Here is a 24,823-nt window from a genome sequence, read left to right as displayed (position 1 = left end):
GCGGCGAGATCGGCGGCCGTTGTCTCCGCGATTTTTTATAAGTTTAAACGGATAAGCTGATAACCGTTTACACGGATGATCAGCTTTCGGGGCTCATCGCAACACAGTGTAGGATGCCTTCTCCGGCCAGAGTCGTCCACGATTTTGCCGATTCCATGGGAACGGCTTCGAGCATTCAGTCCGCGGACAGACGATGCATCCAGGACAATCAGCCGATAAGCGGAAGCGATTGACCAGGATCTCTTCGTTGCAGTGGGGGCAGATCCAACTCGCCTTGAGACGGTTGTTTCGGCTCGACTTGATCATGGGTCTTCCTCCCGTAACGATTGCTCGATCGCTTCCCACACTAAGCGCACAAATTCAACGCTGTCTTTTAGCTGAGCTCGGATCGGTATGGTGTTGGCGCTCAAATAGGGCGAGTTCCGGAGCCGGTGCGCAGCGATCCGGCAGGCGTTCTCCAGCCACCAATCCTTCGGGGGCTCGCGTTCGGGCGGCGATGTCATGTGCTCGCTCATCAGTGCCAGTCGTGCGACTGCATGGGAGCCGCAGTCACATCCAGTTGCTCGATGTGTTTTGCACGGATATGGATTACCTTGTCGACGTTCTGGAGCGCACCTTCAATCAACAAGAACTTGGCATAGGTCACGAGGGAACGGTTTTTCTCGTATAAATCCGGGTCGATGATCGCATTCGAGATACCTGTCTCGTCTTCGATCGAAAGGAATATGAAGCCGTGAGCGGTGCCTGGCCGCTGGCGGGCAATGACACACCCTGCAATCCGCGCCTTAACACCGTGACGGAGTAAACGGAGGTCCTTTGCCGGAATGATCTCCATCTCCCGAAGCTTAGGCCTGCAATGGGCCATCGGATGACGTCCGACGGTAACGCCCGTCGAAGTGTAGTCGGCAACCATCCTCTCGTGCGGCTCCATGGCTCGGAGGGGCGACTCCGCATCTTCGTCACGGTCCAACGCTTCAAGGAGTGGCCCAGGCTTGCGGCCGGCTCGTTCGACCTGCCAGAGTGCCTCTCGACGATGAATCCCCTCTCCGATCGAATTCAAGGCACCCACTTCAGCCAGCGTCGTCAAATCCGTGCGGGTCAGGGACGGAACGCGCCGAGCGAGTTCCTCAATTGACGCGAACGGCCGCATCTCACGCGCAGCTTCAAGTTCGACAGCGCTCCCCTCCCGCATTCCGCGCACGTAGCGGAAACCAAGCCGTAGCGATAGCTTGCCGTTGTCTTCTTTCTCAAGCGTGCAGGACCAGCTGGACCGGAGGATATCGACGGGTTTGATCCGGAGCCCATGCCGCTGGGCATCCTTGACCAGCACCGCCGCTGAGTAAAAGCCCATTGGTTGGTTGTTCAGAATGGCCGCGGTGAATGCACCGAGGAAATGAAACTTGAGCCACGCGCTGGCATAGGCGATCAAGGCAAAGCTGGCTGCGTGAGATTCAGGAAAGCCATACAGAGCGAAGGAACTGATCGACTGGACGATCTCTTCCTGAGCTGCGGCTCCGACACCATTCGCGTCCATGCCGGCCCTGAGCTTCAGCTCGAGAGCTTTCATCTTGTCTGCCGAACGTCTGCTCCCCAACGCGCGGCGCAGCTCCTCAGCTTCCCCACCCGTGAAGTTCGCGATGGTCATGGCAGTGCGCAGGAGCTGCTCTTGGAAGAGCGGAACCCCAAGGGTCCGGTGAAGCACAGGCTCAAGCAGCGGATGGGGGTAGCGGACCTCCTGTCTCCCTTGACGACGTTCCATATAGGGATTCATCATCTTGCCAACGATCGGTCCCGGACGGATGATTGCTACCTGAACGACGAGGTCGTAGAACTTGTCAGGGTTGTTGCGCGGCAGAGATGCCATCTGAGCCCTGGACTCAACTTGAAAGAGGCCGACTGTATCGGCCCTCCGCAGCGACTCGTAAACCTGAGGGTCGTCGTGCGGAATCTGCGCGATGTCTACCTTCTTGCCGTAGTACCGAGGGATCAGTTCCACACAGTCCTTGAGGACTGCCATCATGCCGAGTCCGAGCAGGTCGACCTTGATCAGCCCCATGTCGCTGACATCTTCCTTGTCCCACTGGATGACGTTGCGTCCCACCATGCTGGCAGGCTCGATGGGGACAACCGATGCGAGCTGGCCCTGTGCAATGATCATGCCGCCCGAGTGCTGACCGAGGTGACGCGGCAGGTCGAGCATACGAATCGAGAGTTCGAGGTACTTGGCGATCCGAGGATGATGAAGATCGAACCCGGCATTCTTGAACTGCGCTTCCATCGTGTCGGTCGGGCCCTTCCACTCCCACGAACCGACCAACTGCGTCAGGCGCTTCGTCGTCTCAACGTCGAAGCCAAGTGCTTTGCCTGTCTCGCCGGCTGCGGACTTGCCGCGATAGGTGATGACGTTCGCGCACATGGCCGCACCAAGCTGACCGTAGCGTTGGTAGACGTACTGAATCGTCCGCTCCCGATGTTCGCCCGACGGTAGATCAAGATCGATGTCCGGCCATTCGCCACGCACCTCTGAAAGGAAGCGTTCGAATAATAGATCCATGCCCACTGGGTCGACAGCAGTGATGCCAAGCGAGTAGCAGACGGCCGAGTTCGCGGCCGAGCCTCTTCCCTGTACCAGCATCCCGTTCTTCCGGCAAAACTCCACGATGTCCCAGACGATCAGGAAATAACCAGCGAGTCCGAGCTTGGCTATGAGTGACAGTTCTCGTTCGACCTGCCTTTCAGCCTTCTTCCGCAGCTTCGCACTTCCCTTGCAGCCGTAGCGGTTGGCAACACCTTCCATCGTGCGCTTGTGAAGGAAGGTGTCCATGGTCTCGTCTTGAGGGATCGGATAGAGCGGAAACTGGTACCCCATGTCCTTCATGACGAACTGCAGCCGCGACGATAGTTCCACTGTTTCAGCGACAGCACAAGGCAGATCGCGGAACAAGCCTGTCATGCCAGTTGCGCCAAGCATCTGACGGTTGCTGTTCTGCTGGAGTAAGAGGCCAGCTTCATCAAGTGTGCAGCCGTGGCGAATTGAGCTCATGAGATCAAGCACCTCGCGCTCGAAGGCCGTCGCCATGTTCGGTCCGTTCGTCGCAAGCAGCGGAAGATGGAACTCACGGGCAAGCGCGATCGCGGCTTGATTGCGAGCCTCCTCTTCACGGATACGGTGACGCTGAAGTTCCACGTAGACGCTTGCCTGCCCAAAGGTTCGGACCAGGCACTGCAACGTTCGACGTCCCTCCTCAATGCCGCCGCGTGTAAGGGCTGCGGCAAGTGGACCCTCATCACCCCCGGTGAGACAGACCAAGCCTTCCGCTCGCTCCTCGATCATTCGATAGGACGCGATGCCTTCTCCCTTGTTCTTTTGCTGGAGCTTGTAGCCGGTAATGAGCTGCGAAAGGTTTTTGTAGCCGGTCTGCGACTCACAGAGAACGGAGATCCTCACCGGACGTTCAGGAATCGTGTGGGGCTGCCAGCTCTCGGGGAGCATTTGGTTTCCGAACTCCACAGTCGAGATCTCGGCTCCGATGTGCGATCGAAGACCAAGCTTCTTCGCGGTCATGTAAAGACGCGGAGCTCCATAGAGTCCATCCCTATCCAAGATTCCGAGAGCTGGCATGCCCAGGCTGGCTGCCTGCTCCACCATCGCCTCCGGCATGGAGGCTCCCTCAAGGAAGGAGAAGGCGGAGCGGCCGTGAAATTCGACGTAGCCATCAGTCATACTGACCTGCCACATACCAAATGCCACGTTCGGGCTCGTGCCGGAGTCGGAGTGTCTGGGGAGGCTGCGAGACCACGGCGTCCCATTCATCTGCTTCCCACCGTCGTCCATCCCACCAATAGCCGCTTGATTGCCAGGGTCCAGTCACAGGCCCAAGCTCTAGCCGTTCGCCTCTCCAGAACAGGATCGAGGGAATGGCGTCGCGATAGACCACCCTTGCCTGTTGTGCTGGGCGGAAACGGCGTAGTGCAACTCGGGATCCGATCGCTGCTGTGTGTCTCCTGCGGCCCGCAGTCGGCTGGAACGGAGCCATAACGAACTCATCATCACAGAAGCTGTTCGAAAGGACTGGCGAGCCGACGTTGTCTTCGCCTACGATTGCCTTCAGACGTGCAACGAGGAGGTCTAGCTTGTCTGGCTCCGGAAACTGGGCCTGGAAGAGGCCACGCTGCGCAACCTGTGGGATCGCCGGCTCCGCATTGAGAGTGACCCCGAGAATTCCGGCCTGAGGTGGCTCAGCCTGTAGTTTGAGGTTGAGCAACTTGAGCAGGAGATCCTTACTTTGAACCGGAACGGCCGGGCGAACCTCCAACCGATGATGAGCTGCCTTCTCCAAGTCCAGCGTGATGGTCAAGCTTCGTAGTGCGTAAGTGTGATTGATCGCCTGTCGCAGCAGTGTTTCAAGCATGGGCGACAGGATGAAGAGCAGCGGTTCGAGCGATTCAAGAGGACCATCGAGTTCTACATGCTCCGACAGTACGAAGGATGGATCTTGCGGCACGAGCAGATGATCTTCACGGCCGACTGCGAGACGTTGAAGACGCTTGCCCTGCTGACCTATACGACTGACCAAAGCGGTTTCTGGAAGAGCGGCCAACTCTCCAAGATTGCGAATACCCCATCTTCTCAGGGGAGCGAGCGTAGCAGGCTCTACGCTGAGCATAGACAAAGGCAATGAGGCGAGCTTCGCTTGTACTCCTTTCTCGTCTACTCGCGTTACACCGTTATAGCTCCGAGCCAACAGGAGGCTTGCCTCAGCGTTGGGAGCTACGGCGACATTCGCCGGGAACTCAAGCTCCTGAAGTGCTTTCCGTATTCCTTCGGCGTAGCTTCTTCCATCGCCGAACAATGTTTCGGTTCCCGACTGGTCGACCAACAGTACAGCAGCAGGCTGATTTCCGTTGGCATAGCCGTTCACGGGAGAAGCGATAATTTGCACGCGTGGAGAGAAACGCTCGACGGCTTCAAATAGGACATCCAGAGCAGCCTTTTCCTCCGAGATGGACCGTAGATGAAAGAGGACCTGCCCGGACGTGTCCGCCTGTACCTTGCTCATGCCGTGAGCCAGACCCAGCCTCTTCGCTGCCTGGTTGAACGAGATGACTCGCTCCAATGGAGCTTTTCCCTCAATGACGGCTCCGGCCTGGCCTCTTGCACTCTTCTCCAGACGCAGCCATGCCAATGTCGGAAACTCCGGGATGTAGATCGCCGCGTATTCCATGGCTATCGTCCTGCCGCCCGCATCCACGCGGGCGTCGCTTCCCAGCTTGTTGCGCGACCTGGGGCCTTCTTTGCAAACGGACTGCTCAGGCGTTGGCGAGCTACCTCAGCCGTGTGTGAAAGGCCATTGAGCAAGTTTCCCGACAGCTTGGCTGCTCCTACGGAACAGTCGAGTACGCAGAGAGCACTCGAACGTGCGCAGGCCACCTGCGTCAGAAGGAGGAAGATCGCATCACTCTCCTGAGCGGCCCGCCGGAAACGAAACCAAGTAGCCGAGGGAATGCGTAGCGCTTGCTCCGGCGGCACCGAAGCAAGGTCGAGGACGACAACGTGGAAGCCGCCAGATTGGAGGACCTGATCGGTAGCCCTAATCGCCTTATCCACCCGGCTCCAGGGCTTCTCAGACCTCTTGCCGGATAAACCCATAACGACCGGAGCCTGTGCCCGCTGACGGGCCTCACTCGCAGCGCGTCGATCTGCTTGACGAAGAGGATCCGATTCATCCGCATGGCGTGCGTTGTAGTGCTCATACGCTACGTGCTCTTCTGGCGCCGCAGCGAGACTGAGCTTTCGATTCGGGTAGCCTGGAGTACCCTCCATCTTTTCAAGCCGGGCCTCTGATTTCTGCGTCAGCATCCTGCCCAAGGCGGCATCGAGCCCTTTGGTCTCGGTTCGCGGATGATTGCTTCCGCAGTGGCCGCCGACCATCCGCCCCACTTGTAAGGGTGGCACTTGCGAGACTGGAGCCCGTGAGAAGGATTCACATGTTGTTTGTAGATGAACACTCGCTACTCGGACCCACAGAAGATTCGTATGATTGACCCCAGCAGCAGCACTGCTCTTTGGATCCATGGTGTCGTCTACGTCGATGTAGGCGCAGGCAGACTCGGAAGTGGCACCTCGTAGTAAAGCGAGCGCCAGTGAAGTCCGGCCGGAGCTTGCGAGACCGGTAAGCTCAGTGATCCCTCCGATCGGCAGTCCTCCGCCCAGCAAGTTGTCGATTTCGGGCACACCAGACGTGACTAGTCGCGGGGCTTGGATCGCTTGGGGGGACAAGGCGGCGGGAATGCGAGAAGCCAATTTGGCCTCTATCTCACGTTTCAGAACCGCGCTTTATGAGGTGTAGCCCATCTACCATTTCGCCTTTTGTTCGCTTCTCCTCGCCTAAGAATAGCGCCCTCCCCCTGTGTAAAGTCAACGTGCATCGTTTTTGGTGCATGGCCTTTCAGAGGCAAGTCGTGCATCCTAAAGGAAGTTTCGAATGCAGGATCCTCGGTGACGCAAAACGGACGGAACAGTTAAGTGAGAGGAGCGCGTATGACGGTTGCAGAATTCGAAGCAAGCGACGGTCGATTCGATCAGCCCGCGGTTCATGCCCTGTGGCTGGCTGGGCGAGGAGAGTGGGAGCACGCACATGAGATAGCCCAGTCCGAAGAGAGTCGCGAGGGAGCCTGGGTCCACGCGTATCTGCACAGGGCCGAAGGTGACACGAGCAATGCCAGCTATTGGTACAGGCGTGCCGGCCGCCCTGCAGGAACAGGAGATCTGCGCGCCGAATGGGAGGCCATCGTGACGGAACTCTTGAATCAAGATAGTTGAGATCACTTCTCGGAACATCGACCGCCACTCAGGAAAAGGGGGCCACCATCGTAATCGCCAGCTGGAACGTCAATTCGATCAGAGCGCGTTTGGAGCATGTAACGACATGGCTGAAGTCTCGAAGCCCGGATGTCCTGCTCTTACAGGAACTCAAAGGAACCGAGTTCCCTTCTGAAGTGTTCAAGAGTCTGGGATATGAAAGCGTCGCAGTGACTCAGAAGGCATATAACGGCGTTGCTATCCTTTCAAGACTGCCAATTGAGCATGTCAGCAACGTGCTCTCAGGAGACGAATCAGACACGCATGCCCGTTACCTTGAGGTGATCATTTCTGGCGCCCGCATCGTTGATATCTACCTGCCCAACGGCAATCCGATTGGCACGGAAAAGTTCGACTACAAGCTGGCGTGGATGGAACGGCTCATTACGAAGATGAGCCAATGGAAGGCTGACGGCGTTCCTACTGTCATTGGCGGCGATTTCAATGTCATTCCTGAAGACATCGACTGTCATAAGCCGGCGTCGTGGCTCCACGATGCCCTCTTCCAACCCGAGCCGCGAGCACTCTACCGGGCGATGCTCACCCTCGGATACACCGACGCTTTCCGATCGTTGCATTCAGAAGGCGGGCAGTTCACCTTTTGGGACTACTTCAGACAAGCCTTCCAGAACAATCGCGGAATCCGGATTGACCACTTCCTCGTGTCGCCATCGCTTCAATTAGGGGTTGCAGCATGTGAGATCGATAAAGGACCACGCGCGCTGTCTAAACCCTCAGACCACACACCAATTGTGCTGACCTTGCGGTGAGTGCTTGGGAGTTGACAATCCCGTTGAGCAAGGAAAAGTGGAATTAATCTCTCTCGCCGCGGAAATTGCATCTGAGTTGGACAGATGTCAATTAGGAGGTCACGGATGGCAGAACTTACCAAATCGAAAAAGAAGGCTGAGCCGAAAAGCGACTTCGGTCCTCGGGAGGAACGCAAGTATCCGATGCCAGATGCCGCGCACGCCGGAACGCCAAAGCCCGCGCATCGCAGGCCGAACACGCGGGAAAACTGAGCGCGGCTGACAAGGAGAAAGTGGACAATAAAGCGGACAAGGTTCTTAACAAAAGGTGAACCCATTTCGGCGGGTGGGATCTCCAAAAAGAAAGTGGCCCCTTCCCTAAGGAGGAGGCCCAAGTGGGGGGCTTATCCCAGCTTCACAAAGTAGGGTTACGAGCCAAAGGCATACGAGCCAAAGAGCTGCAGTCATTGTCCGTCACGCCGACTGCAAACACATGTCTATCCTCGCCTCTCCACTTGGATCCCACCATCACCCCTTTGCCTTTGAAAGAGAACGGAAGATCTCTTAGATCCCCCCTATTTGTCGAGCAGCTTCTGGGCACTATTGCATCGTTGCCTCTCAACGAACACTTGCTGTCACGCTGCACTCAAAGCCCGGGATTTCCCCCTTTTGTAATCATCATCTTCCGGTATTTGAGTGCCGCCCGACAGCCGCTGACACCCATCGATATCCGAGGAATCGTTGTCCATCCCACCTCGAACGACGCACGGGCCTTCTATCTCAAACTCGGCTTCGCCGAGAGTTCCGGAGATCCACGGCTCATAGTCGTTACGCTCAAGGACGCAAGATAGGTTTTGAACGGAATAAGTGCTTAGTTGATTAGCTCTGATCGCATCAATCTTCAAGAGTTCAAAAAGGATCATATTTCTCCGTCGTGTTCATGACATAATCATCCCGCCAGTTGAGCAAGAGGGCAGCCAATGACCGAAACCGTTGTACCGAAAGTCTTAGTCGTTGATGACGACGACAACCTCCGCGAAGTAATGACCCTGATTCTTGAAAGCGGAGGATTTGATGTCAGATCCGCGTCGAACGTCAATGATGCTCTTCAATTGATCGGCTGTCAGTCTTTCGATGTCCTCGTTAGCGATCTTCACATGCCTTCGGCTGGAGATGGCTTGACGGTCGTAAGTGCCATGCGCCATTCCAATCCCAAGGCCGTCACGATCATCTTTAGCGCTTACCCGGAGATGAAGGAAGCGGTGGCAGCGATCTTGGCCCAGACCGACGATATCATCGTGAAGCCCGGTGCAATAGGAGACTTGGTGGGGTTAATCCGTGAAAAATTAGAGAAAGAGAAAAGCCCACCAAGAGTTCTCGCCAGCGTAGCGACGATTCTCGAAGAGGGATCAAAGAGCACGATAGATGATTGGCTTTCTCGTGTGCGTCGAGATGACCAGGTGCTTACAGTGTGGTTGGACGACCCTGTGCGTACTGCACATTTGCCCCAACTCCTTCGCGATCTTGTGTTCCGGCTCAGGCATCCTCAACCTCTAGGCAGTCGTGCATTGGTTTCGGCGTCTGCTGCCGAACACGGACTGGCGCGAAGGGTACAGGGATACACCGCAGCTATGATGGTCGAGGAGTCGCGGATGTTACAGGTCAGCATCTTCCAAACCCTACAGAACAACCTTAACCGGGTGAACTTCAGCTTAGTTTTGGTGGGTGTCATGGAGATAGCCGACGAAGTCGATTCGCAACTAGCCCAAGCGATGACAAGCTATGTGGCTCAGTCAAAGATGGACGCCATACCGATCACTGCCTAACGACCCGATATTCGGCCACAAACGACTTTGACGTTCCCAAGCGGTTCATAGAGTTTAAGCGGGGCGGAAGTGACGACATTGCGGATCGTGCAGGTGGATAAACTAGCTGAAGCAAGCCTCTCCGTCTACCTTTCGGATGGCTCGACGGTGGAAGTAGCGCTCGATGATCTTCTGTGGATTCGCTCCCAGAGCCAAGACGTTGCGCAGGCTGAATTGAACTCGTCAAAGTGGGATTAGTAGAAAACGTTTGTGAGCCACTCCCTGAAAAGGAAACTGCTGGTTCTTCGTCAAAAGCGGACTAGCATGACGCCGTTCTCTGAACGGCTGTCGTTTTTCCTTTACCTGTAGAACGGTTTTGTTGACGACAGGAGACTTGCGCGATTCCTAAAGGTGTAGAAATATTCCGTAGCCTCTAGAAAAATGCCCTTACCTGTAGAACGATTGCGGGAATGTTTCCATGTGTAAATGGCAGGTCTAGCAGTCCGTATTTTGCGATTGCCGCATAGAATCAGATCCTTTACTCATCGAGACCCGTTCTATAGGTTAAGGAATTTCTACAGGTAAGCGAATAAAACTCAGCCGCAAAGCCCGTTTTCTAGAGGTAAAGGAAAAACGACAGCGGCGGCGATCAGGCCATTGCGGTTCTCCACCAGCGCATGGCCAAGATAGGCCAGATGCGACTCTTTGCCATAGCTCTTCTTGTAGAGCCTGGCATCGGGATCGGTCGTCGACTCATGCGTCTCATTCGAGCGCTTCTGTCCGTGGAACTTCGCGCCATCGTCATCCGAGCCGTCCTTCTTACAGAAGCTCTTCTGCGACGCCCACGCCTGGATCAGCGTCCCGTCGACCGTGAAGTGCTCATCGCTCATGAACCGCCTGGCCTGCTTGTTGACCTCGGCGAAGAACTGCTGCGCCACCTCGCTGGTGAGCAACCGGTCACGGTTCTTCGAGAACACAGCGTGGTTCCACATTGCGTCATCCATGCCGAGGCCGACGGACCAGCGAAACAACAGGCTATAGTCCAGTTGCTCGACGAGTTGGCGCTCCGAGCGCACTGAGTAAGACGCCTGCAGCAACAGCGCCCGCAGCACATACTCAGGAGCGATCGACGGACGGCCCGACGCCGAGTACAGCTCATCGAACGCCGCGCTCAGGGAGCCCAGAACCACGTCCGTAAGACGGCGTATCTCACGCAGCGGGTGATCTTGAGGCACACGCTGCTCTAACGTCACATAGCTGAACATCCCACCCTGTAACCGCTCGTCTCCACGCATAACTCCATAGACGAGAGCAAACGACTATCGGACGAAGAGTGGAACCTATTTCAACAAGCTCCTAGGCCTTTCCTCGCAAGTCGTTCTAATGGAAACTTATCATCGCTAGGATGAGCGATTCAGTTCTCCGGGGATCATCTTGTACTCTCTGAAACCACCGTTTCAGTGAGTACAAGGTTGGCCGATATCAAACAGTTCGCAATGGAGGAGTAGGTGCCTCAACCTTGCCTGGAACGCAGCCATAAATTCAGATGTAGAAGCACTGACCCGATTGGAAAGGCGATGGTGAATGTGTGGAAGTCTCTAATCAACGGCCCGGATAAGATCATTCGTCCGATAGAACGACCTGATTTCGACCTGCCTGCTTAGCAAGATACAGAGCTGCGTCAGCGCGGGCCATAAGTAAATTACTCGATGTGTGAGCAGCCGGCAGAGCCGTGGATGCGCCAATACTTACAGTAACCTCGATACCTGCGTGAAGGGACGACTCCAGAGCACAACGCGCACGTTCTGCGACAACCTTTGCGGCTTCCAAGTCACAATCGGTCAGAACGCAGCAGAATTCTTCCCCGCCATATCGAAAGAGGCTGTCGCTCGGCCTGAGGTTTGACGAAAGCGTCTTTGCGACTTCCTGAAGAACGGCATCGCCGCGAGGGTGTCCGTAAGAGTCATTGATACTTTTGAAATGATCTATGTCGACCATGAGAATGGCAATGCGTTGTCCAGAACGCGAATGTCGAGCCCATTCGTTGCGCAAAAGTCTAAAAAGCGCTCTCCTGTTCCAAACACCGGTCAAAGGATCGCTCATACTCTCTTTCTCTAATTCGGCGAGGCCAAGACGCAGCTCAAGCTGCGTTACAACTTGTCTTGCCAATGACTCGAGAGCGCGGCTTTGGACGCGCGTCAGCATGCGAGGTCGTCGATCGAGGACGCATATGGTCCCAAGCGCAGCTCCCTCCTTTGTGACGAGGGGGACTCCCGCATAGAAACGAACTCCCGTTTTGCCCGTCACGAGCTCGTTGTTCATAAAACGCGAGTCATCGGTCGCATCTGGAACTTCCATTATCTGGCCGGGACGAAGGATCGCGTGTGCACAAAAGGAGGCGTCACGCGGATCCTGCCGTCGTTCCCAATTGACTCGGGACTTGACCCATTGCCGATCACGGTCGATGAGGGTCACGAGGGCCGTCGGGGCATTGCACAGCACCGTTGCGAGATGTGTCAGATCGTCATAGGCTTGCTCATCATCCGTGTCGAGAATCCCATATGAATCCAGAACCTGGAGCCGCTTCTCTTCATTGTCGGGAAGCAAATCTGCCGGAAAGGCATCCAGGAGCGGGTTCATCGTCGCAGACATGTCAAACTCCGTGGGCCAAAGGAACATCCTCGTCTCAAATGGTAAAGAGCCTTTTTATTTATCGACAGAGTGGACCCATTCGTTCAATCTAAAGCAAAGAAGAGAAGCCCGTTTCTGCGACAGCCTTCGTCGGAGTTTCGCGCATGATAATCAGCGATGGCCGCGAAGCGGCCGCACCTGAGGATGAGAAGGGTTTCCGTTGACCTTAGGCGTGGGGTGGTGGAGACTTCAGGGGCGAACAGGTAAAGGGTCGCGGACTTATTGGAGGTTCGACCCCGAATGATAATCTGACCCGCCGGCGGCTCACGTACACCTGACTGGTGCCTCTTCTGAGCCCGTAGAACAATATGCCCAAGCCGCCGCCGGCTGCTTGTCCGCCCTGGAGAAGTAGATGATCGAAGCTATCCTTGAACGATGCGCCGGCATCGATGTTGGCAAGAAGTTCGTCGTGGTCTGCGTTATGACTGGTGGCGCAAGAGACGAACCCCACACGCAGATCAAGAAGTTCGGCACGATTGTGAGCGAGCTTCAACGGCTTTCCGAATGGCTGGTCGCCGAAGGCTGCACTCACGCCGTGATGGAGAGCACCGGCAGCTACTGGAAGCCGGTCTTCAACCTGCTTGAGGCGCACGTCCGTGTGATCCTGGCGAACGCTGCGGACGTGCAGAACAGGCGCGGACACAAGACCGACCCAAACGATAGCCGCTGGCTGGCTCATCTCCTTCGCCACGGCATGATCCGGCCAAGCTTCATCCCTCCGTTGGCGATTCGTGAACTACGAGACCTCACGCGTCGTCGCAGGCAGCTCATCGGGGAGAACTCGAGGGAACGGAACCGGGTTCAGAAGGTGCTTGAAGACGCGAACATTAAGCTCGTTTCCTCCGGAACACGGAAGTCTTCTTGAGGTTTGAGGGACATGGTTGAATCTTCAGCGGACAGACGCTCATCGCACGCAGAGAATCATCTCCCGCACCACGGTTGATTCCTCGTCCGCTGAATTCGCCACCAGTGTCAATGTTAGGTTCACCCCAAAATGGGCCATATCCGGATTGGGAAAGAAGAGCAAGTGGGACTTCGGACGGTCCCACTTTGGTTGTAAATATTGCGAAATCGCAGAGCCCTGTCGAAATGATCGCTTACGCTCAACAGAGGAGCACGTCTAAACTTCGCCCTTACTCTTAAAGCGAATCCCAACCTTTGTATACATAAACTTCAGCATGGCTATGTCGGCGTATTGGTAAATTCCTACAAGTAGCAAGTTGCTCAAAACACCACTCAGAGAAGCATTTAGAGGCAACGATGCGTCAAGATATTTTGCATTTCCTAAGACCATACCGCGTTAGGCCAGTAGTCACAGAGACATCTAAAAGAATCGGCACACTCGGATCTCTTTCCGCGTTGGCGGTTTTGCAGCTCGCCGTATCCATTTCATTTGCTCGCGCTCAATCGGTTGGCGTCGCGGAGAAACCGTACTTAGGGTGGAGCAGTTTCAGCCAGCAGACGGTGTCGAGCGGCTTCTTGACTCAAGCGAACATAGCGGCCCAATCCGATTTGCTTGAGTCTTCCGGCTTGCAGTCGCATGGATACAACTATGTCAACATCGATGCCGGATGGCAGGCAAGTTTCGATGGGTACGGTCGCCCGACCGCGAACACAGGGTTGTTTCCCGACATTGCTTCACTGATCTCTCACATACATCAGAACGGACAAAAGGCCGGTATCTATTGGACACCGGGAGTACCGAAGGAAGCTGCAAAGACCAACTATCAAATTCTTGATACGGCTTATCACATCAAAGACATACTGGCTGTTCCGTACACTTCAGGAGACAGCGCGGCTTCTTCAAGCTCTGACGGCTCCCTGAGCAACTACAAAATCGACTTCACGAAAGCGGGTTCTCAAGAGTACGTTGATTCGATCGTCGCTTTGTTTGCATCCTGGGGCGTGGACTTCATCCGGCTCGATGCAGTGGGCCCCTCGGTCTCAAATGTCTCTCTCGATAACCGGCTTGAGGTTGCGGCCTGGGGTAAAGCCGCGGCGAAGAACGGTCACCCTATGTGGCTGACGTTGTCATCGTCGCTGGATCAGGATTACGTGGGCACCTGGGAGCAATATTCGAACGCTCGCCGAATTGGTGCCGATATCGAATGCAAGGGAACCTGCTCTTCGATCACCAATTGGGCGTTGACATCTCAGCGATTCTACGACCTCCTCCCTTGGCAAAACCATGCAAATTATCTGGCTGGTTGGAATGACCTTGGGCCGCTGGTCGTAGGGAACTCAGTCGTAAGTGGATTGACGTCAACCGAGCAACAATCGGCAATCACATTGTGGGCAATGGCAAACGCCCCGATGTATCTGGGTGGCGATCTCACAACCATTGATAGCATCGGAATGGATCTCGTCACGAACGACGAAGTTATCGCCGTCGATCAAGCAGGACACCCGGCAAATCAAGTGGCCGGTGGGATGACCCCGGTGTGGGTTAGCGATGCGGGGGACGGAGGTTTCTATGTTGCCCTCTTCAACCTGAACGCCTCTCCTGCTCCCGTCACCATAAAGTGGAGCAATCTAGGATTTGAGCAGGCACCGAGTGTGCGGGACGTGTGGGCCCATAAGGATCTAGGCCCGCTGGTTGAGAAGTTCACCGCTGACGTCCTGGGTCATGGGGTTCGGCTTTTGAAGGTCACAACGAAGGGCCAAGTCGAGCGCGAGTTGGCCCAAAGCTACGAGGCGGAAGCAGCTGTCTCTAATGGCCGTACAGTCTTCTCGACCTGTCAATCGTGCTCAGGTGCTAACAAGGCAATGAGGCTTGGACTGGATGCTAACAATACGCTGACTTTCAACAACGTCTACGTCGATCAGCCCGGCACCTATCGCATGGAGATCGCTCCCGCTACAAGCGGTCCAAGGGACCTTTTCTTCCAAGTGAACGGTGAGCCCCTAACGCCTTTGAAATTTGGGGGCTCAAGTTTCAACCAACCATCCAGCACAACGGTACCGGTCAAACTCCAGGCCGGTTACAACCGGATTCAGTTTGGCAATCCTTTCAACGCTGCACCGGATCTCGATCGAATTTCCGTCATCGGGCAGGGTTTCGCTCTCCCGCCAAGTATTAAAGCGTATGAAGCTGAGACCGCTGAACTGGGCGGTACAGAATACACAACCCTTTGCCAATACTGCTCAGGTGGCTCGAAGGTCGCTAGCCTCGATCAGAGCGCAGACAATACCGTGACTTTTACGGATGTCTCCGCAGCCGGCGCAGGATCGTACGAGCTGGAAGTGGATTACATCACCACCGGCCAACACTCTTTGTTCATGCAGATCAATGACGGAAAAGAGATAGTGTTGAACCTCACCGGGTCTACTTCGAGTCTGCCTACCAGCACCGTGATTCCGGTTGTCCTCAAGGGCGGCAAGAACAAAATCCAATTTGGGAGCCGTGACGCAGAGGCTCCGGCACTTGACCGCATAGCTCTAGAGTCGCCACTGGGGCCAACTTCGCTCACAACTTCGCTCGTATCGACCTATGGAGAGGGTAGTAAGCGAGTTTGGAAGCTGGATATCGTGAATACCGGGGAAGAGATAGCGCACGGGGCTCAAATCAACCTTCTGTCACTCACCCAGGCGAGCGGCCAGGAGGCTTGCCAGCCGAAAGTCATTGAAAACTTGCCGCTAAACGTCGGAGATATACCTCGGCACGAGCATCGTTCTGTGTCCGTTCCGCTCGACTTCTCGGACTGCTCTTCAGATGCTCGTTTCAACGCAATGATCGTGTTCTCGTCCGATAAGGGCGCGGTCGTGGGAAACGCTATCGGGCCTGTTTCGGCAAAATGAATATGGGCCAACTCAACCGTCAAAGAGGCAGACCAACAACGCTGTCACGAGGACAACCTGTGAGGAGTTGCGTGTTGTTGTGAAAGCTATTTGTCGTAGATTTCAGGCGATATCTGTCGTAGCGAGGGGGTTTCTGGTTACGCTTGTCCGATGACGAGACTCTCGTGAGCAGCGTCCGCGATGCCGGTGAGATGGTCTGAGCGTCATTGAGCCTCAGCACACTTACATCTGAGTGAGCAGCCTGTTAGGTGGCCGGAAGTTTCCGCCGGTCGGGCGAATGATCGCCGCACGACGTCGGCTTTGAGAGGCTTTCCGGAAGATTGACTCCCGATGGGGTCCATCCTGCTTCGAGCAAATATTGCATTTCGCTCCTGGCAAGGGGTCGAAATTCGTGCCCAACCGATCCGTCTGGCGGATGTTTGGGGTGCGCTAGCCACTGAGGTAGGTTTTGCTCTGATGGCGGAACGGCCGTGGCTGGCGGAGTCTTTGACCATGCACGAGATGCGGCTCTACCAGGTGGAACTTCGCCATGGCCTGCTGGCGCGCGGTTCCTCCGAAGCTCGGTTAGTTCCAACATGAAGTGAGCTCACGGCAAATAGCTCTGAAAGCCTACGACAGGTAACTTTGAAAACTACACCCTAGGACCCAAACCATTCGACCGTCACGATTTAGAGTGTTCAAAAAGGTTCACGGTGGATAACGGATGTGGCTGATCGCCGTCCGACAAGTACAACGCTATATGGGCTGCGAGCGCAGCGACTTTTGGAGAGCGGTGACATGCGCAAAGGGTTGATGTTGTTAGTTCTTGGTGCCGTAGTATCTACGGCGGGTGTAGCGCGGGCGCAGACAGATGTGACCGCCAGTGTCTATGGAGCATTCACCGCAAAGAGCGACGGCAATGGAGTAACTCAGAGCCCTTCGAACGCTGCGGGCGCATTGTTTGAGGTGCGGCATATCAAAAACCCATTGGTGGGGTTTGAAGCAACGTATGCCTTCAACCGGGCGAACCAAAGTTACACCTCCGACTCGCTTGTAACGTGCGGAGCGCCTTGTGGGAACATTGGTTACAGGTTCTCCACTCACGTACCCGGGAATGCGCATGAGATTACGGCAGACTGGCTGGCGTCATTCAAACTGCTGAATCTTCGCCCGTTTGTGCTGGCGGGTGGCGGGGTACTTCTGAACGTGCCGAGCGCCTCTGTATCAACGGGTGGCAATGAAACGACATCAACTCAAACGCAAGCCAAGGGCGTGTTGGTGTACGGAGGCGGCTTGGATTATGGGGTACTACCGCATCTTGGATTGAGATTCCAGTATCGCGGGAATGTGTATAAAGCTGCCCAGTTGGCGAAAGGATTTTCCTCTTCAGGGCAGTTTGTACATACAGCCGAGCCCGTGATTGGCGCCTATTTCAGGTTCTGACAGGCCTTTCCGAGTCACTAATAAAGTTCTAAATCCGCCGTTGGGCAATCGCGGCGGCAACCCTAATCGCCTTGTTCCTGGTGCATTACAGGGTTGCGCGAGACAGAATGTTCATCAAGCAGATATGCGGAAAACAGGGCCGCGATGAGAGATCCGGAAACAGCTCTCTCCGCACGAAGATCATCGCTGCATTTATCACTTTTCACATCACTGTCCTTCTTCTCTTCGCCATACCTATCGACATCGCGCCTTTACGTGCGGCGCGTTCTCTGGTCGCACCTTACATGCGGTGTATCGGTATGACTGAGACGTGGGATATGTTTGCCCCAGACCCGAAGTCAGCTGAACAATTCTTCCAAGCTATCGTCGTCACTAAAAGTGGCCAGTACAAGCTCTATTCCTTTCCTCGCATGGAGCAGCTGCCACTTACGGAGCGTTACCGCAAAGAGCGCTATCGGAAGTTCGGCGAGAGTCTCCTCTGCAGCGATTGTTCAGGCCTCTGGCCGGACGTAGAGAGAGCTGTGGCACGCCTATATGCAGATCCAGTAGATCCGCCAGAAAGGGTCATCTTAATTAAATACGAGTCACCAATCGATCCGAAGAAAGGTGCGGTCGGAGACGATCTCGCGGCCAAGTCGACCATACTCGGCGGGGTACGCGTTCAACCCGAGGATCTGCAATGACGGCCACGACCCTAGGGACTTCATTGAGAGAGTTCTTTTTTAAGCCCGTCTCGCCTTGGCCGGCCGCTGTATTTCGAGTGCTGTTTGGCCTTTGCGTCTGTGCGACGCTTCTGCTGCTCCATGCCGATTGGTTGAATTGGTTCGGCGTTCACGGATGGATCAGCATGGCGACCATCGATCAAGCGGAGAGCGGATTCCGTCTCGACCTGTTCGCAATCTTCCCGCAGGACAATTGGGTTGCAGGTCTCTATTGGCTCTTCCTCACAGCCTCCGCGACGCTTGTGCTAGGTCTCGGCACGCGGATCAGTAGCATCATTGTGTTCCTCGGGCTCAACACTCTTAATCAACGAATACCGCTGATCCTCCATGGTGGGGATACGTTCCTGCGCAGTGCGGGCTTCTTTATGGTTTTTGCCTCGTCCGGTGCCGTTTTTTCCGTGGACAATTGGCTGCGATCAATTCGAACGCCATCGGGGCGTCAGTCGACGCGCCTTATCTCTCCTTGGCCGCTCCGCCTCATTCAGTGCCAACTCGCCATACTGTATCTGGCTTCGTTTTGGTGGAAGGCAAAGGGCAGCACGTGGTGGGATGGATCTGCCCTCTTCTACGTGCTGCACCTTAGAGAAGTCCGCCAGTTTCCAATTCCGCAGCTTTTTTATAACGTGTGGCTGTTACGGTTCGGTAGTTGGGGCGCTCTGGCCTTTGAGCTTCTCTTTCCATGTCTCGTTTGGTTTAGAAGGTTTCGAAAACCTGTTCTGGTCTGTGGCCTACTGTTCCATCTCACCCTGGAATACGCTCTCAACATTCCAATGTTTCAGTGGGATGTTCTCTCGGCCTACGTCCCCTTCCTCGAGTTTTAATGTGTATCACATGGCTTTGGGCGGTTGGGAGGCAATATGGGCAGCTCGAAAGGAGCACTTCTGGATTCATATCTCAAAGAGCCGGAGCAGCGTTCTCGTCTGAAACGGGTTTCAGTGAGTACAGGTTTGCGGCACGTTTGGGATGGCCCGTCAGAAGCAAGCAAATTTTCAGGCCATCGGTGCGAGACGTACACTGAGCGAGCGAAACAATCACCTAGGAAGGAGCGGGCTCTGCGAACGTAAACACCGGGTAGCTGTGTTGTTTTCTTGCTTCGCTTTAGCTTGTTGCTGCTGTGTTGAGCTGTCCGGCCAACCTCAAAAGAACGCGCAACGACAGTCCTCTGAAAGTAAAGCTGGTCTTCATGCAACTCTGAAGGCGGAGCATGGCTGGTACGGGGATGATCGTTTAGAGACGCTTACATTTCGGTTGATGAATGACTCTGATGAGACCCTAGACTCGGCGACCAGTTCATGGGTGCTGGTCATTGATGATAAGCAAGCGCCCGATCCCGGGGGACAGTTATGGATGGGTGGAAAACCTACAGGCGGATACGACATCGTCCGTCCGGGCACTACCTACCAATTCGGAAAAGGTCTCTCTTTGCGCCAATACTTCCCCGAGGCACGCGACTACAACGTTTATTGGAAAGCGGCCGGATTCAGAAGCAACGTCGTTGTGGTCAGGGGACAGGCAGCCCGATAATTGCAAGCCAGCATCGAGCAAGGATCACCCACGACAACTCCGGTTGTCAGGGGTGATGGGACTAATCCGGGTCGTTGAGATCAAATCAGACCAAGAATCCAGGATCGCGCCCGTCAAAAACTAAGCTTGCCGCAAACAAAGGGCGGTCTCAATGGATCGAGGCAACACAGGCGAAGAGGTCGAGAGGTCGATCGCGTGGTGCAGGCGCATAACGGTCCAAGACTGCATTTGTTGACCGAGGAGTTGTGTCATGCGGTGGACTGCTACTCGGGGGGCGAAGCAGTATGACGATTGTTGCGGTGAGGATTTTGTAGTCTCCTACAAGTTCGTAACAGGCTCTCGAAAGAGGCCTTTAAGGAGAAGTAATCCGCTTGTTACGGCTATAGTGAAATCGAAGAGCAAGCTATGGCCCGGTCCGTGGAGATTATCGTTTCCACCCATCGCAGAAGACGCGATGGGATGAGACACCCGAACGTTAAGGTAGGTTTGACTAAGTCCGGCGCCCTGGGTGCGGCGACGGACGCAATGCAAGGCGAACGGCATACCCCAGGGGCTAAAGCCCGCGTCTGTGGCCGGTTTTGTTGCCGAGGTTAAGCCTTGGCCTACCTAAAAGGACCGCCTGTGACGAGTAAAGCTGGCCATTTGCAAGACGAGTGGGACCCGATCAGAGGTTCCTTAAGGGTACAGCAAGTATGAGCCGGCCGCGTCTTGTCCTTTCCCGCCGGGGTCATGCCATCGACGGATGGCGCGCCTACAAAAAACGGCGTGCCGCAATAGGAAAATCTGTTTTCGCGATATACCGGACTATCTCAAAGTGATTGACACGGAAATTCGGTTATGACATGGTCGATGTTACACAGCCATTAACTAATCGCAAGGCGTAGCTGATCGCAACACATGTTCAGACTGCGCAAACACTGTACTTCCTTCCGGAGGCGTCATGCGCTTTAGCTCGACCTTGGCACTTATCTTCACATTTCTGACCGTGACCAGCCTGGCAATGGGGCAAGCTACATCTAGCGGTAACATCGCCGGTGTTGTAACGGATACTTCGGGGGCTGCGATCGCCAATGCCACGGTGACCGCAACAAACAAGGCCAACAACGCGCAGCGCGTCACTTCGACCGGCACCGCCGGCGAGTACCGCTTCGATCTGCTTCCCGCAGCCCAGTACACGGTCGGCGTCATGGCGACGGGTTTCAGCCCTTCGACGACACAGGTGCTGGATCTGCAGGTTGGAGCCTCGGTCCAGGCCAATATCGTGATCAAGCCGGGTTCAGTCAGTACCGTGGTTGAGGTCGCTATGACGAACCAGCTGGTCGACTCTGAAAAGACGGACAGCAGCACGAACGTTACGCCGCAAGAGATCCAGGACTTGCCACTGAACGGGCGCGACTTCGCAAACCTCGCGATCCTGGCACCGGGCGTAAAGCTGGTCGACAGCTACGACCCCACCAAGAATCGGTATGCAGTCTACGCGGTGAATGGATCAAGCGGCCGCAACACAAACACGACCGTCAATGGCGTCGACAACAAGGACAACACGGTGGGTGGCGCCGTGATGCAGTTGCCGCTTGAGGCCGTGGAGGAGTTCAAGATCAGCGCCGCTCGCTTTTCCGCCGAGAACGGACGAAGCGAGGGCGCAGCAATCAACGTCATTACAAAGTCCGGTACGAACAAGTTTCACGGTTCGCTCTACGGATTCTTCCGCAACGATATCTTCGAGAAGAAGAACGCGCTCGACATTGCGGCAAACAATCCCAAGCCTTCGTACAGCCGGCAGCAGTACGGCGGCTCCTTCGGCGGTCCGATCCTGCGGGACAAAGCATTCGGCTTCTTCGCGTACGAAGGGCTGCGGGAGCGGTCGAGTTTGAGCGTCGACGCGGAAACCCAGGCTGAACTAGCGTTGGCGGTTCCGCTCGGTGCTGTGCCGGTTGCGAGTATTGCAACGCCGTTCGACGAGAAGCGCTACAACGGCCGCATCGACTATCAAGTGAACGAGAAGAACCATGTCTACGGAAGCTACACCGCTCAGGACAACAAGAGCCTGAACGACCAGTCGACGAACCAAGTTGACTCGACCGAAGGCAACTTCACGATCAACGACCTGATTCTGGCGAACCTTACGCTCAGCACAGTACTGAGCAACAAATCGATGAATAACTTTACGGCTGGCTTTCAGTACTGGAACAACCTGATCGACTCGAAGACGCGCACACCTTATTTCACGTTTCCCGATGGCACCAGCTTTGGAACCAATCCGAATGTGCCGCAGAAGTCCAGCCAGCACAAGTTTCAGTTCCGCGACGACTTCTCCTACTCCGTTGGCAAACACACGCTGAAGACCGGTGTGGATTATCTTTATGAACCGCAAGTCGGCGGGTTCTTCGAGAACAATCCAACACCTGAGTTCGACTTCTTCGATACCGCGGCAAATCTGCTGGACACGTCGAAGTACCCGAACGGCTTTTCGAGTCCGGGTGTCATCCAGGGTTCCACAGGTACGGCTGGCGATCCATCGTTCAACCTGTCGCCGAGCATGATCGGCGTCTACTTCCAGGATGATTGGCACGCAAGCCGGCGTCTGCTGCTGAATCTTGGCATTCGCTACGACAAGGACATCGACACCTACGGCATCGGCAAGCAGGCAAACAGCCGGACCCACCAGGAGTTGATCGCGGCGGCGGCTACCGGGATCGCGACGGTGCCGGCAGACCGGTCTAACGAGGCAGGCTTTAGCTACATTCCGAGTACCGGGTATATCGGGGGTACGTACACTGGCTTGCCCCACAACGACAACAAAGACATCAGCCCCCGCATTGGACTTTCATATGATGTCTTCGGAAACAGCCGCCTGGTGTTGCGTGGCGGCTATGGACTGTACTTCGGCCAGACGTTTGAAAATATTCCACTCTTCATGATCCAGCAGTCGAACGCTCTGGTCTTCGCAAATACCTACAGCATCTCGTGCGCTGGTCCGACGGCTACAGGATGCGACCCGGTTCCGGGTACCGGGATACCTCTCAACGAATATCGCTACGGCATCGATCCGCTGCCGGTGATTCCGCCCGCGTCCGCGCAACTCACACCGGGATCGACGGGACGTTTGATGGATCCGCACTTCAGGAACCCCTACACCCAGCAGATCAATGTAGGTCTGCAATACGCCTTGACGAAGAGCTCGGTGCTCGAGGTGGAATATGTGCAGGCGCGGGGGCTGCATGAAGACAAGACGGTCAATTCGAACCCGAAAGAGTATTTCCTTGCAGGCGCGCCACGGCCGTTCAGCGCTGCATTCGCTGCGGCAGGCGTTCCAGTATTGGGGCGTATCGGTTTGGAAGCGTCGATAGGCCGCTCCTACTACGACGGGCTGAACGTCAGCTATCGCGCCAATGTCGCCAAGCGGTTCAGCATCAACACGAATTACACCTATAGCAAGGCACTCGCTTTCGAAGGCAATCCCGCAGCGTTCCGCAATACAGCGACCAACCCATTTCTTGGGCAGCTCCGACGGCCGGACTTTGGCCGCGCTCCAAACGACGAGACGCACCACATCACGGCCGGGGGAACGGTGACGTTGCCGTTCAAGATCGATATATCTCCAATTTTTCAGGCGGGTACTGCCCGCTCGGTAGACATCGTCGAGTCCTCGAGCGACCTGTGGGGCGTAGGGAGCGGTCGCAGTAACCCCCATGCCGCCCTGTTCGCAGGCCAGACGAAGAGTGTGGCCAACTTTACGAACTTTTATCAGGCAGCAAAGGCAAGTGGCAGCGTAAGCACCTTCTACCAGACCTGCCTAGCCGCGGGCGCATGCTACGAGACCAGCTACGATACGCTGAGTGGAGATGCCTTCATTGAGTTGGACGCTCGTATCAGCAAGACTGTAACGATCAAGGACCGGTATAACGTCAACGTGTTCTTTCAGGGATTCAACCTGACGAATCGAGCCAACTACGGGGGTAATTACGATGGCAACATCTCGGACTACACCGCCGGGAGTACAAAACTGACTCCGCTCGGCTTCGTCAACCCAGGAAGCACTCTACTGCCGCGGGCGTTCACAGGCGAATTTGGCGCACGGTTCTCGTTCTAGGGGAGATTCGGGCGTCCCAGCTCGATCTCGCGGCTCAGGCCACAGCCTTTCGGCTCTTTGGACGCCGACTCGGCAGGGCAATGCCCTTCTGGTATATTGCGAGCCTCCTGTTGCTTGTCTCGGAGACAATCACCCATCGACATGAGTCCCATGTTGGGCTGCTCGGTGTCGCTACCGCTTTATGGGGAGCAGCGATCGCGCTTCTCTACTATCCTTGGTCCCAATCAACAACCGCATGGTCCAAATGGATGCCGATGGATGGACGGAAAGTACACAACGGCACATCCGCAAGTGGGACGGAATCCATCGGGTGCGAGCTGTCGTTCTCGCAGTCGCCATGATCTTTTTCCTAGCCGGATTAGGGATTTAAGAATGCGTTGCCCGGCCACACCGGACGCGGACTCGGGTCGCACATTGTGATGAGCACGGTGTGGGCCTTGGTCGCCCAGGTTTTTTCGACCGAAGACGACTTTGAAGCCGGCTTTCACGAGCTAATAAAATGGCTGGTTGTTAACCGCCCAGACAAACGATCAAAGCGAATAATTTCGAAGAAGAGAAATTAAGGCTCGGAGCGTTTGCGGATCAACAGGCGTTCGCACTGGAACCCAAAGGTCTCGGCGAATTTCAATTTGCGTTGGATGCAATTAACGCCGTAGGCATCTGAGATTGGAGTTTGTGTTGGGCGCGGACGAGGTCGGCGACTTCCGCGAGGCCGAAGAGCTTGCGGGTCACTCCTATTGCGCCAAAGTGATAGACCTCGTGCCAGCCGAGGAAGAAGTTGATGTAGCCAAAGATGTTGGGTTCGCCATGAGGGACGCCTTTTTGCGGAGACTCGAGAACTGCGGGCGTACAGGTTTCGAGGGCCTGCTGCATGTTGGCTGCGAGGATGGTCCAGTCTCCGATGAGATGCGCAAGGTCGACTGGCGTGTTGCTGTTTTCTTGCTGTGCCGGCGTGGATGGCCGAAGTACTTGCAGTACCTTGTGGCGGATCGTCATCATGTGCTCAATCTGCCAGAGGATGGATGGACCTTCGCCATTGCGAGTGGGACGGGTAACGAGATCCGGAGTGAGGTCGGAGAGCGAGAGTACGAGGAGATCGTCGATGGTCTTGAGGCTGGAGCTGACGGTGTGGAGGCGGTCGAGCATGAATGGTTCTC

Annotated in this window: 18 protein-coding genes and 1 pseudogene; 12 read left to right on the top strand and 7 right to left on the bottom strand. The window is 55.6% G+C overall.

Annotated features, from left to right (window positions below):
* Positions 1-514 precede the first annotated feature (514 nt).
* From HDF16_RS23740 to HDF16_RS23730, 3 genes are read right to left on the bottom strand one after another with little or no spacing between them, the layout of a single operon-like run.
* On the bottom strand, positions 515-3,724 hold the full coding sequence (locus tag HDF16_RS23740) for an error-prone DNA polymerase (protein WP_184222404.1): 3,210 nt from the start codon (positions 3,722-3,724) through the stop codon (positions 515-517).
* Positions 3,717-5,225: a DNA polymerase Y family protein gene (locus HDF16_RS23735; protein ID WP_184222316.1), complete on the bottom strand. Its 1,509-nt coding sequence runs from the start codon at positions 5,223-5,225 to the stop codon at positions 3,717-3,719. The genes HDF16_RS23740 and HDF16_RS23735 overlap by 8 nt, the downstream gene beginning before the upstream one ends.
* Positions 5,226-5,227: 2 nt before the next feature.
* Positions 5,228-6,304, bottom strand: coding sequence for a DNA recombination/repair protein RecA (locus HDF16_RS23730; protein ID WP_221313066.1), 1,077 nt, complete (start codon positions 6,302-6,304; stop codon positions 5,228-5,230).
* Positions 6,305-6,541: 237 nt separating this feature from the next.
* Here HDF16_RS23730 and HDF16_RS23725 point away from each other — a divergent pair, with 237 nt between their 5' ends.
* The 3 genes from HDF16_RS23725 (at position 6,542) to HDF16_RS23715 (ending at position 7,884) form a co-directional block, all read left to right on the top strand.
* Complete coding sequence (locus HDF16_RS23725; RefSeq protein WP_184222312.1) at positions 6,542-6,823, top strand: hypothetical protein; 282 nt, start codon at positions 6,542-6,544, stop codon at positions 6,821-6,823.
* A complete protein-coding gene (xth, locus tag HDF16_RS23720; protein WP_221313063.1) occupies positions 6,820-7,632 on the top strand; it encodes an exodeoxyribonuclease III in 813 nt (270 codons plus the stop codon). Before HDF16_RS23725 ends, xth begins: the two co-directional genes overlap by 4 nt.
* Before the next feature lie 105 nt (positions 7,633-7,737).
* Positions 7,738-7,884: a hypothetical protein gene (locus HDF16_RS23715; protein ID WP_221313060.1), complete on the top strand. Its 147-nt coding sequence runs from the start codon at positions 7,738-7,740 to the stop codon at positions 7,882-7,884.
* Positions 7,885-8,246: 362 nt separating this feature from the next.
* Here the strand turns inward: HDF16_RS23715 and HDF16_RS23710 are convergent, their stop codons facing one another.
* Complete coding sequence (locus HDF16_RS23710) at positions 8,247-8,534, bottom strand: hypothetical protein (RefSeq protein ID WP_184222311.1); 288 nt, start codon at positions 8,532-8,534, stop codon at positions 8,247-8,249.
* Between the two features lie 57 nt (positions 8,535-8,591).
* Here HDF16_RS23710 and HDF16_RS23705 point away from each other — a divergent pair, with 57 nt between their 5' ends.
* Both HDF16_RS23705 and HDF16_RS23700 read left to right on the top strand, forming a co-directional pair.
* On the top strand, positions 8,592-9,437 hold the full coding sequence (locus tag HDF16_RS23705) for a response regulator (protein WP_184222310.1): 846 nt from the start codon (positions 8,592-8,594) through the stop codon (positions 9,435-9,437).
* 69 nt (positions 9,438-9,506) lie between these two features.
* Positions 9,507-9,674, top strand: a complete 168-nt coding sequence (locus HDF16_RS23700) for a hypothetical protein (protein ID WP_184222308.1) — start codon at positions 9,507-9,509, stop codon at positions 9,672-9,674.
* 374 nt (positions 9,675-10,048) lie between these two features.
* On the opposite strand, the pseudogene HDF16_RS23695 reads toward HDF16_RS23700, so the two are convergent.
* A pseudogene (locus HDF16_RS23695) lies at positions 10,049-10,711 on the bottom strand (IS5 family transposase); the annotation flags it as partial.
* A gap of 325 nt (positions 10,712-11,036) precedes the next feature.
* Complete coding sequence (locus tag HDF16_RS23690) at positions 11,037-12,068, bottom strand: sensor domain-containing diguanylate cyclase (protein ID WP_184222306.1); 1,032 nt, start codon at positions 12,066-12,068, stop codon at positions 11,037-11,039.
* Positions 12,069-12,459: 391 nt separating this feature from the next.
* Here HDF16_RS23690 and HDF16_RS23685 point away from each other — a divergent pair, with 391 nt between their 5' ends.
* The 7 genes from HDF16_RS23685 (at position 12,460) to HDF16_RS23655 (ending at position 23,666) form a co-directional block, all read left to right on the top strand.
* A complete protein-coding gene (locus HDF16_RS23685; protein WP_184222304.1) occupies positions 12,460-12,972 on the top strand; it encodes an IS110 family transposase in 513 nt (170 codons plus the stop codon).
* Positions 12,973-13,367: 395 nt separating this feature from the next.
* On the top strand, positions 13,368-15,905 hold the full coding sequence (locus HDF16_RS23680) for an alpha-galactosidase D (RefSeq protein WP_281383557.1): 2,538 nt from the start codon (positions 13,368-13,370) through the stop codon (positions 15,903-15,905).
* 777 nt (positions 15,906-16,682) lie between these two features.
* Positions 16,683-17,327, top strand: coding sequence for an outer membrane beta-barrel protein (locus tag HDF16_RS23675; protein WP_184222300.1), 645 nt, complete (start codon positions 16,683-16,685; stop codon positions 17,325-17,327).
* Between the two features lie 107 nt (positions 17,328-17,434).
* A complete protein-coding gene (locus HDF16_RS23670) occupies positions 17,435-18,010 on the top strand; it encodes a hypothetical protein (protein ID WP_184222298.1) in 576 nt (191 codons plus the stop codon).
* On the top strand, positions 18,007-18,870 hold the full coding sequence (locus HDF16_RS23665) for an HTTM domain-containing protein (protein ID WP_184222296.1): 864 nt from the start codon (positions 18,007-18,009) through the stop codon (positions 18,868-18,870). Before HDF16_RS23670 ends, HDF16_RS23665 begins: the two co-directional genes overlap by 4 nt.
* 142 nt (positions 18,871-19,012) lie before the next feature.
* The gene (locus tag HDF16_RS23660; protein ID WP_184222294.1) at positions 19,013-19,573 is read left to right on the top strand and encodes a hypothetical protein; all 561 of its coding nucleotides are present in this window, start codon (positions 19,013-19,015) and stop codon (positions 19,571-19,573) included.
* Positions 19,574-20,513: 940 nt separating this feature from the next.
* Entirely contained in the window at positions 20,514-23,666 is a 3,153-nt protein-coding gene (locus HDF16_RS23655) for a TonB-dependent receptor (RefSeq protein ID WP_184222292.1), read from the top strand.
* A 624-nt stretch (positions 23,667-24,290) separates the two neighbouring features.
* On the opposite strand, the gene HDF16_RS23650 is transcribed toward HDF16_RS23655, so the two are convergent.
* A complete protein-coding gene (locus HDF16_RS23650) occupies positions 24,291-24,812 on the bottom strand; it encodes a DinB family protein (RefSeq protein ID WP_184222290.1) in 522 nt (173 codons plus the stop codon).
* Between the last annotated feature and the right edge of the window lie 11 nt (positions 24,813-24,823).

The organism is Granulicella aggregans (genome assembly GCF_014203275.1).
Classification (GTDB): Bacteria; Acidobacteriota; Terriglobia; order Terriglobales; family Acidobacteriaceae; genus Edaphobacter.
This window is presented reverse-complemented; position numbering and strand designations above follow the sequence as displayed.

Excerpts from the sequence above, each read along its gene's own strand:
- HDF16_RS23740 (WP_184222404.1), bottom strand. The coding sequence starts at position 3,724 with ATGACTGATGGCTACGTCGAATTTCACGGCCGCTCCGCCTTCTCCTTC.
- HDF16_RS23735 (WP_184222316.1), bottom strand. The coding sequence starts at position 5,225 with ATGGAATACGCGGCGATCTACATCCCGGAGTTTCCGACATTGGCATGG.
- HDF16_RS23725 (WP_184222312.1), top strand. The coding sequence starts at position 6,542 with ATGACGGTTGCAGAATTCGAAGCAAGCGACGGTCGATTCGATCAGCCC.
- HDF16_RS23715 (WP_221313060.1), top strand. The coding sequence starts at position 7,738 with ATGGCAGAACTTACCAAATCGAAAAAGAAGGCTGAGCCGAAAAGCGAC.
- HDF16_RS23710 (WP_184222311.1), bottom strand. The coding sequence starts at position 8,534 with ATGATCCTTTTTGAACTCTTGAAGATTGATGCGATCAGAGCTAATCAA.
- HDF16_RS23705 (WP_184222310.1), top strand. The coding sequence starts at position 8,592 with ATGACCGAAACCGTTGTACCGAAAGTCTTAGTCGTTGATGACGACGAC.
- HDF16_RS23690 (WP_184222306.1), bottom strand. The coding sequence starts at position 12,068 with ATGTCTGCGACGATGAACCCGCTCCTGGATGCCTTTCCGGCAGATTTG.
- HDF16_RS23685 (WP_184222304.1), top strand. The coding sequence starts at position 12,460 with ATGATCGAAGCTATCCTTGAACGATGCGCCGGCATCGATGTTGGCAAG.
- HDF16_RS23680 (WP_281383557.1), top strand. The coding sequence starts at position 13,368 with ATGCGTCAAGATATTTTGCATTTCCTAAGACCATACCGCGTTAGGCCA.
- HDF16_RS23675 (WP_184222300.1), top strand. The coding sequence starts at position 16,683 with ATGCGCAAAGGGTTGATGTTGTTAGTTCTTGGTGCCGTAGTATCTACG.
- HDF16_RS23670 (WP_184222298.1), top strand. The coding sequence starts at position 17,435 with ATGTTCATCAAGCAGATATGCGGAAAACAGGGCCGCGATGAGAGATCC.
- HDF16_RS23665 (WP_184222296.1), top strand. The coding sequence starts at position 18,007 with ATGACGGCCACGACCCTAGGGACTTCATTGAGAGAGTTCTTTTTTAAG.
- HDF16_RS23660 (WP_184222294.1), top strand. The coding sequence starts at position 19,013 with ATGGCCCGTCAGAAGCAAGCAAATTTTCAGGCCATCGGTGCGAGACGT.
- HDF16_RS23655 (WP_184222292.1), top strand. The coding sequence starts at position 20,514 with ATGCGCTTTAGCTCGACCTTGGCACTTATCTTCACATTTCTGACCGTG.
- HDF16_RS23650 (WP_184222290.1), bottom strand. The coding sequence starts at position 24,812 with ATGCTCGACCGCCTCCACACCGTCAGCTCCAGCCTCAAGACCATCGAC.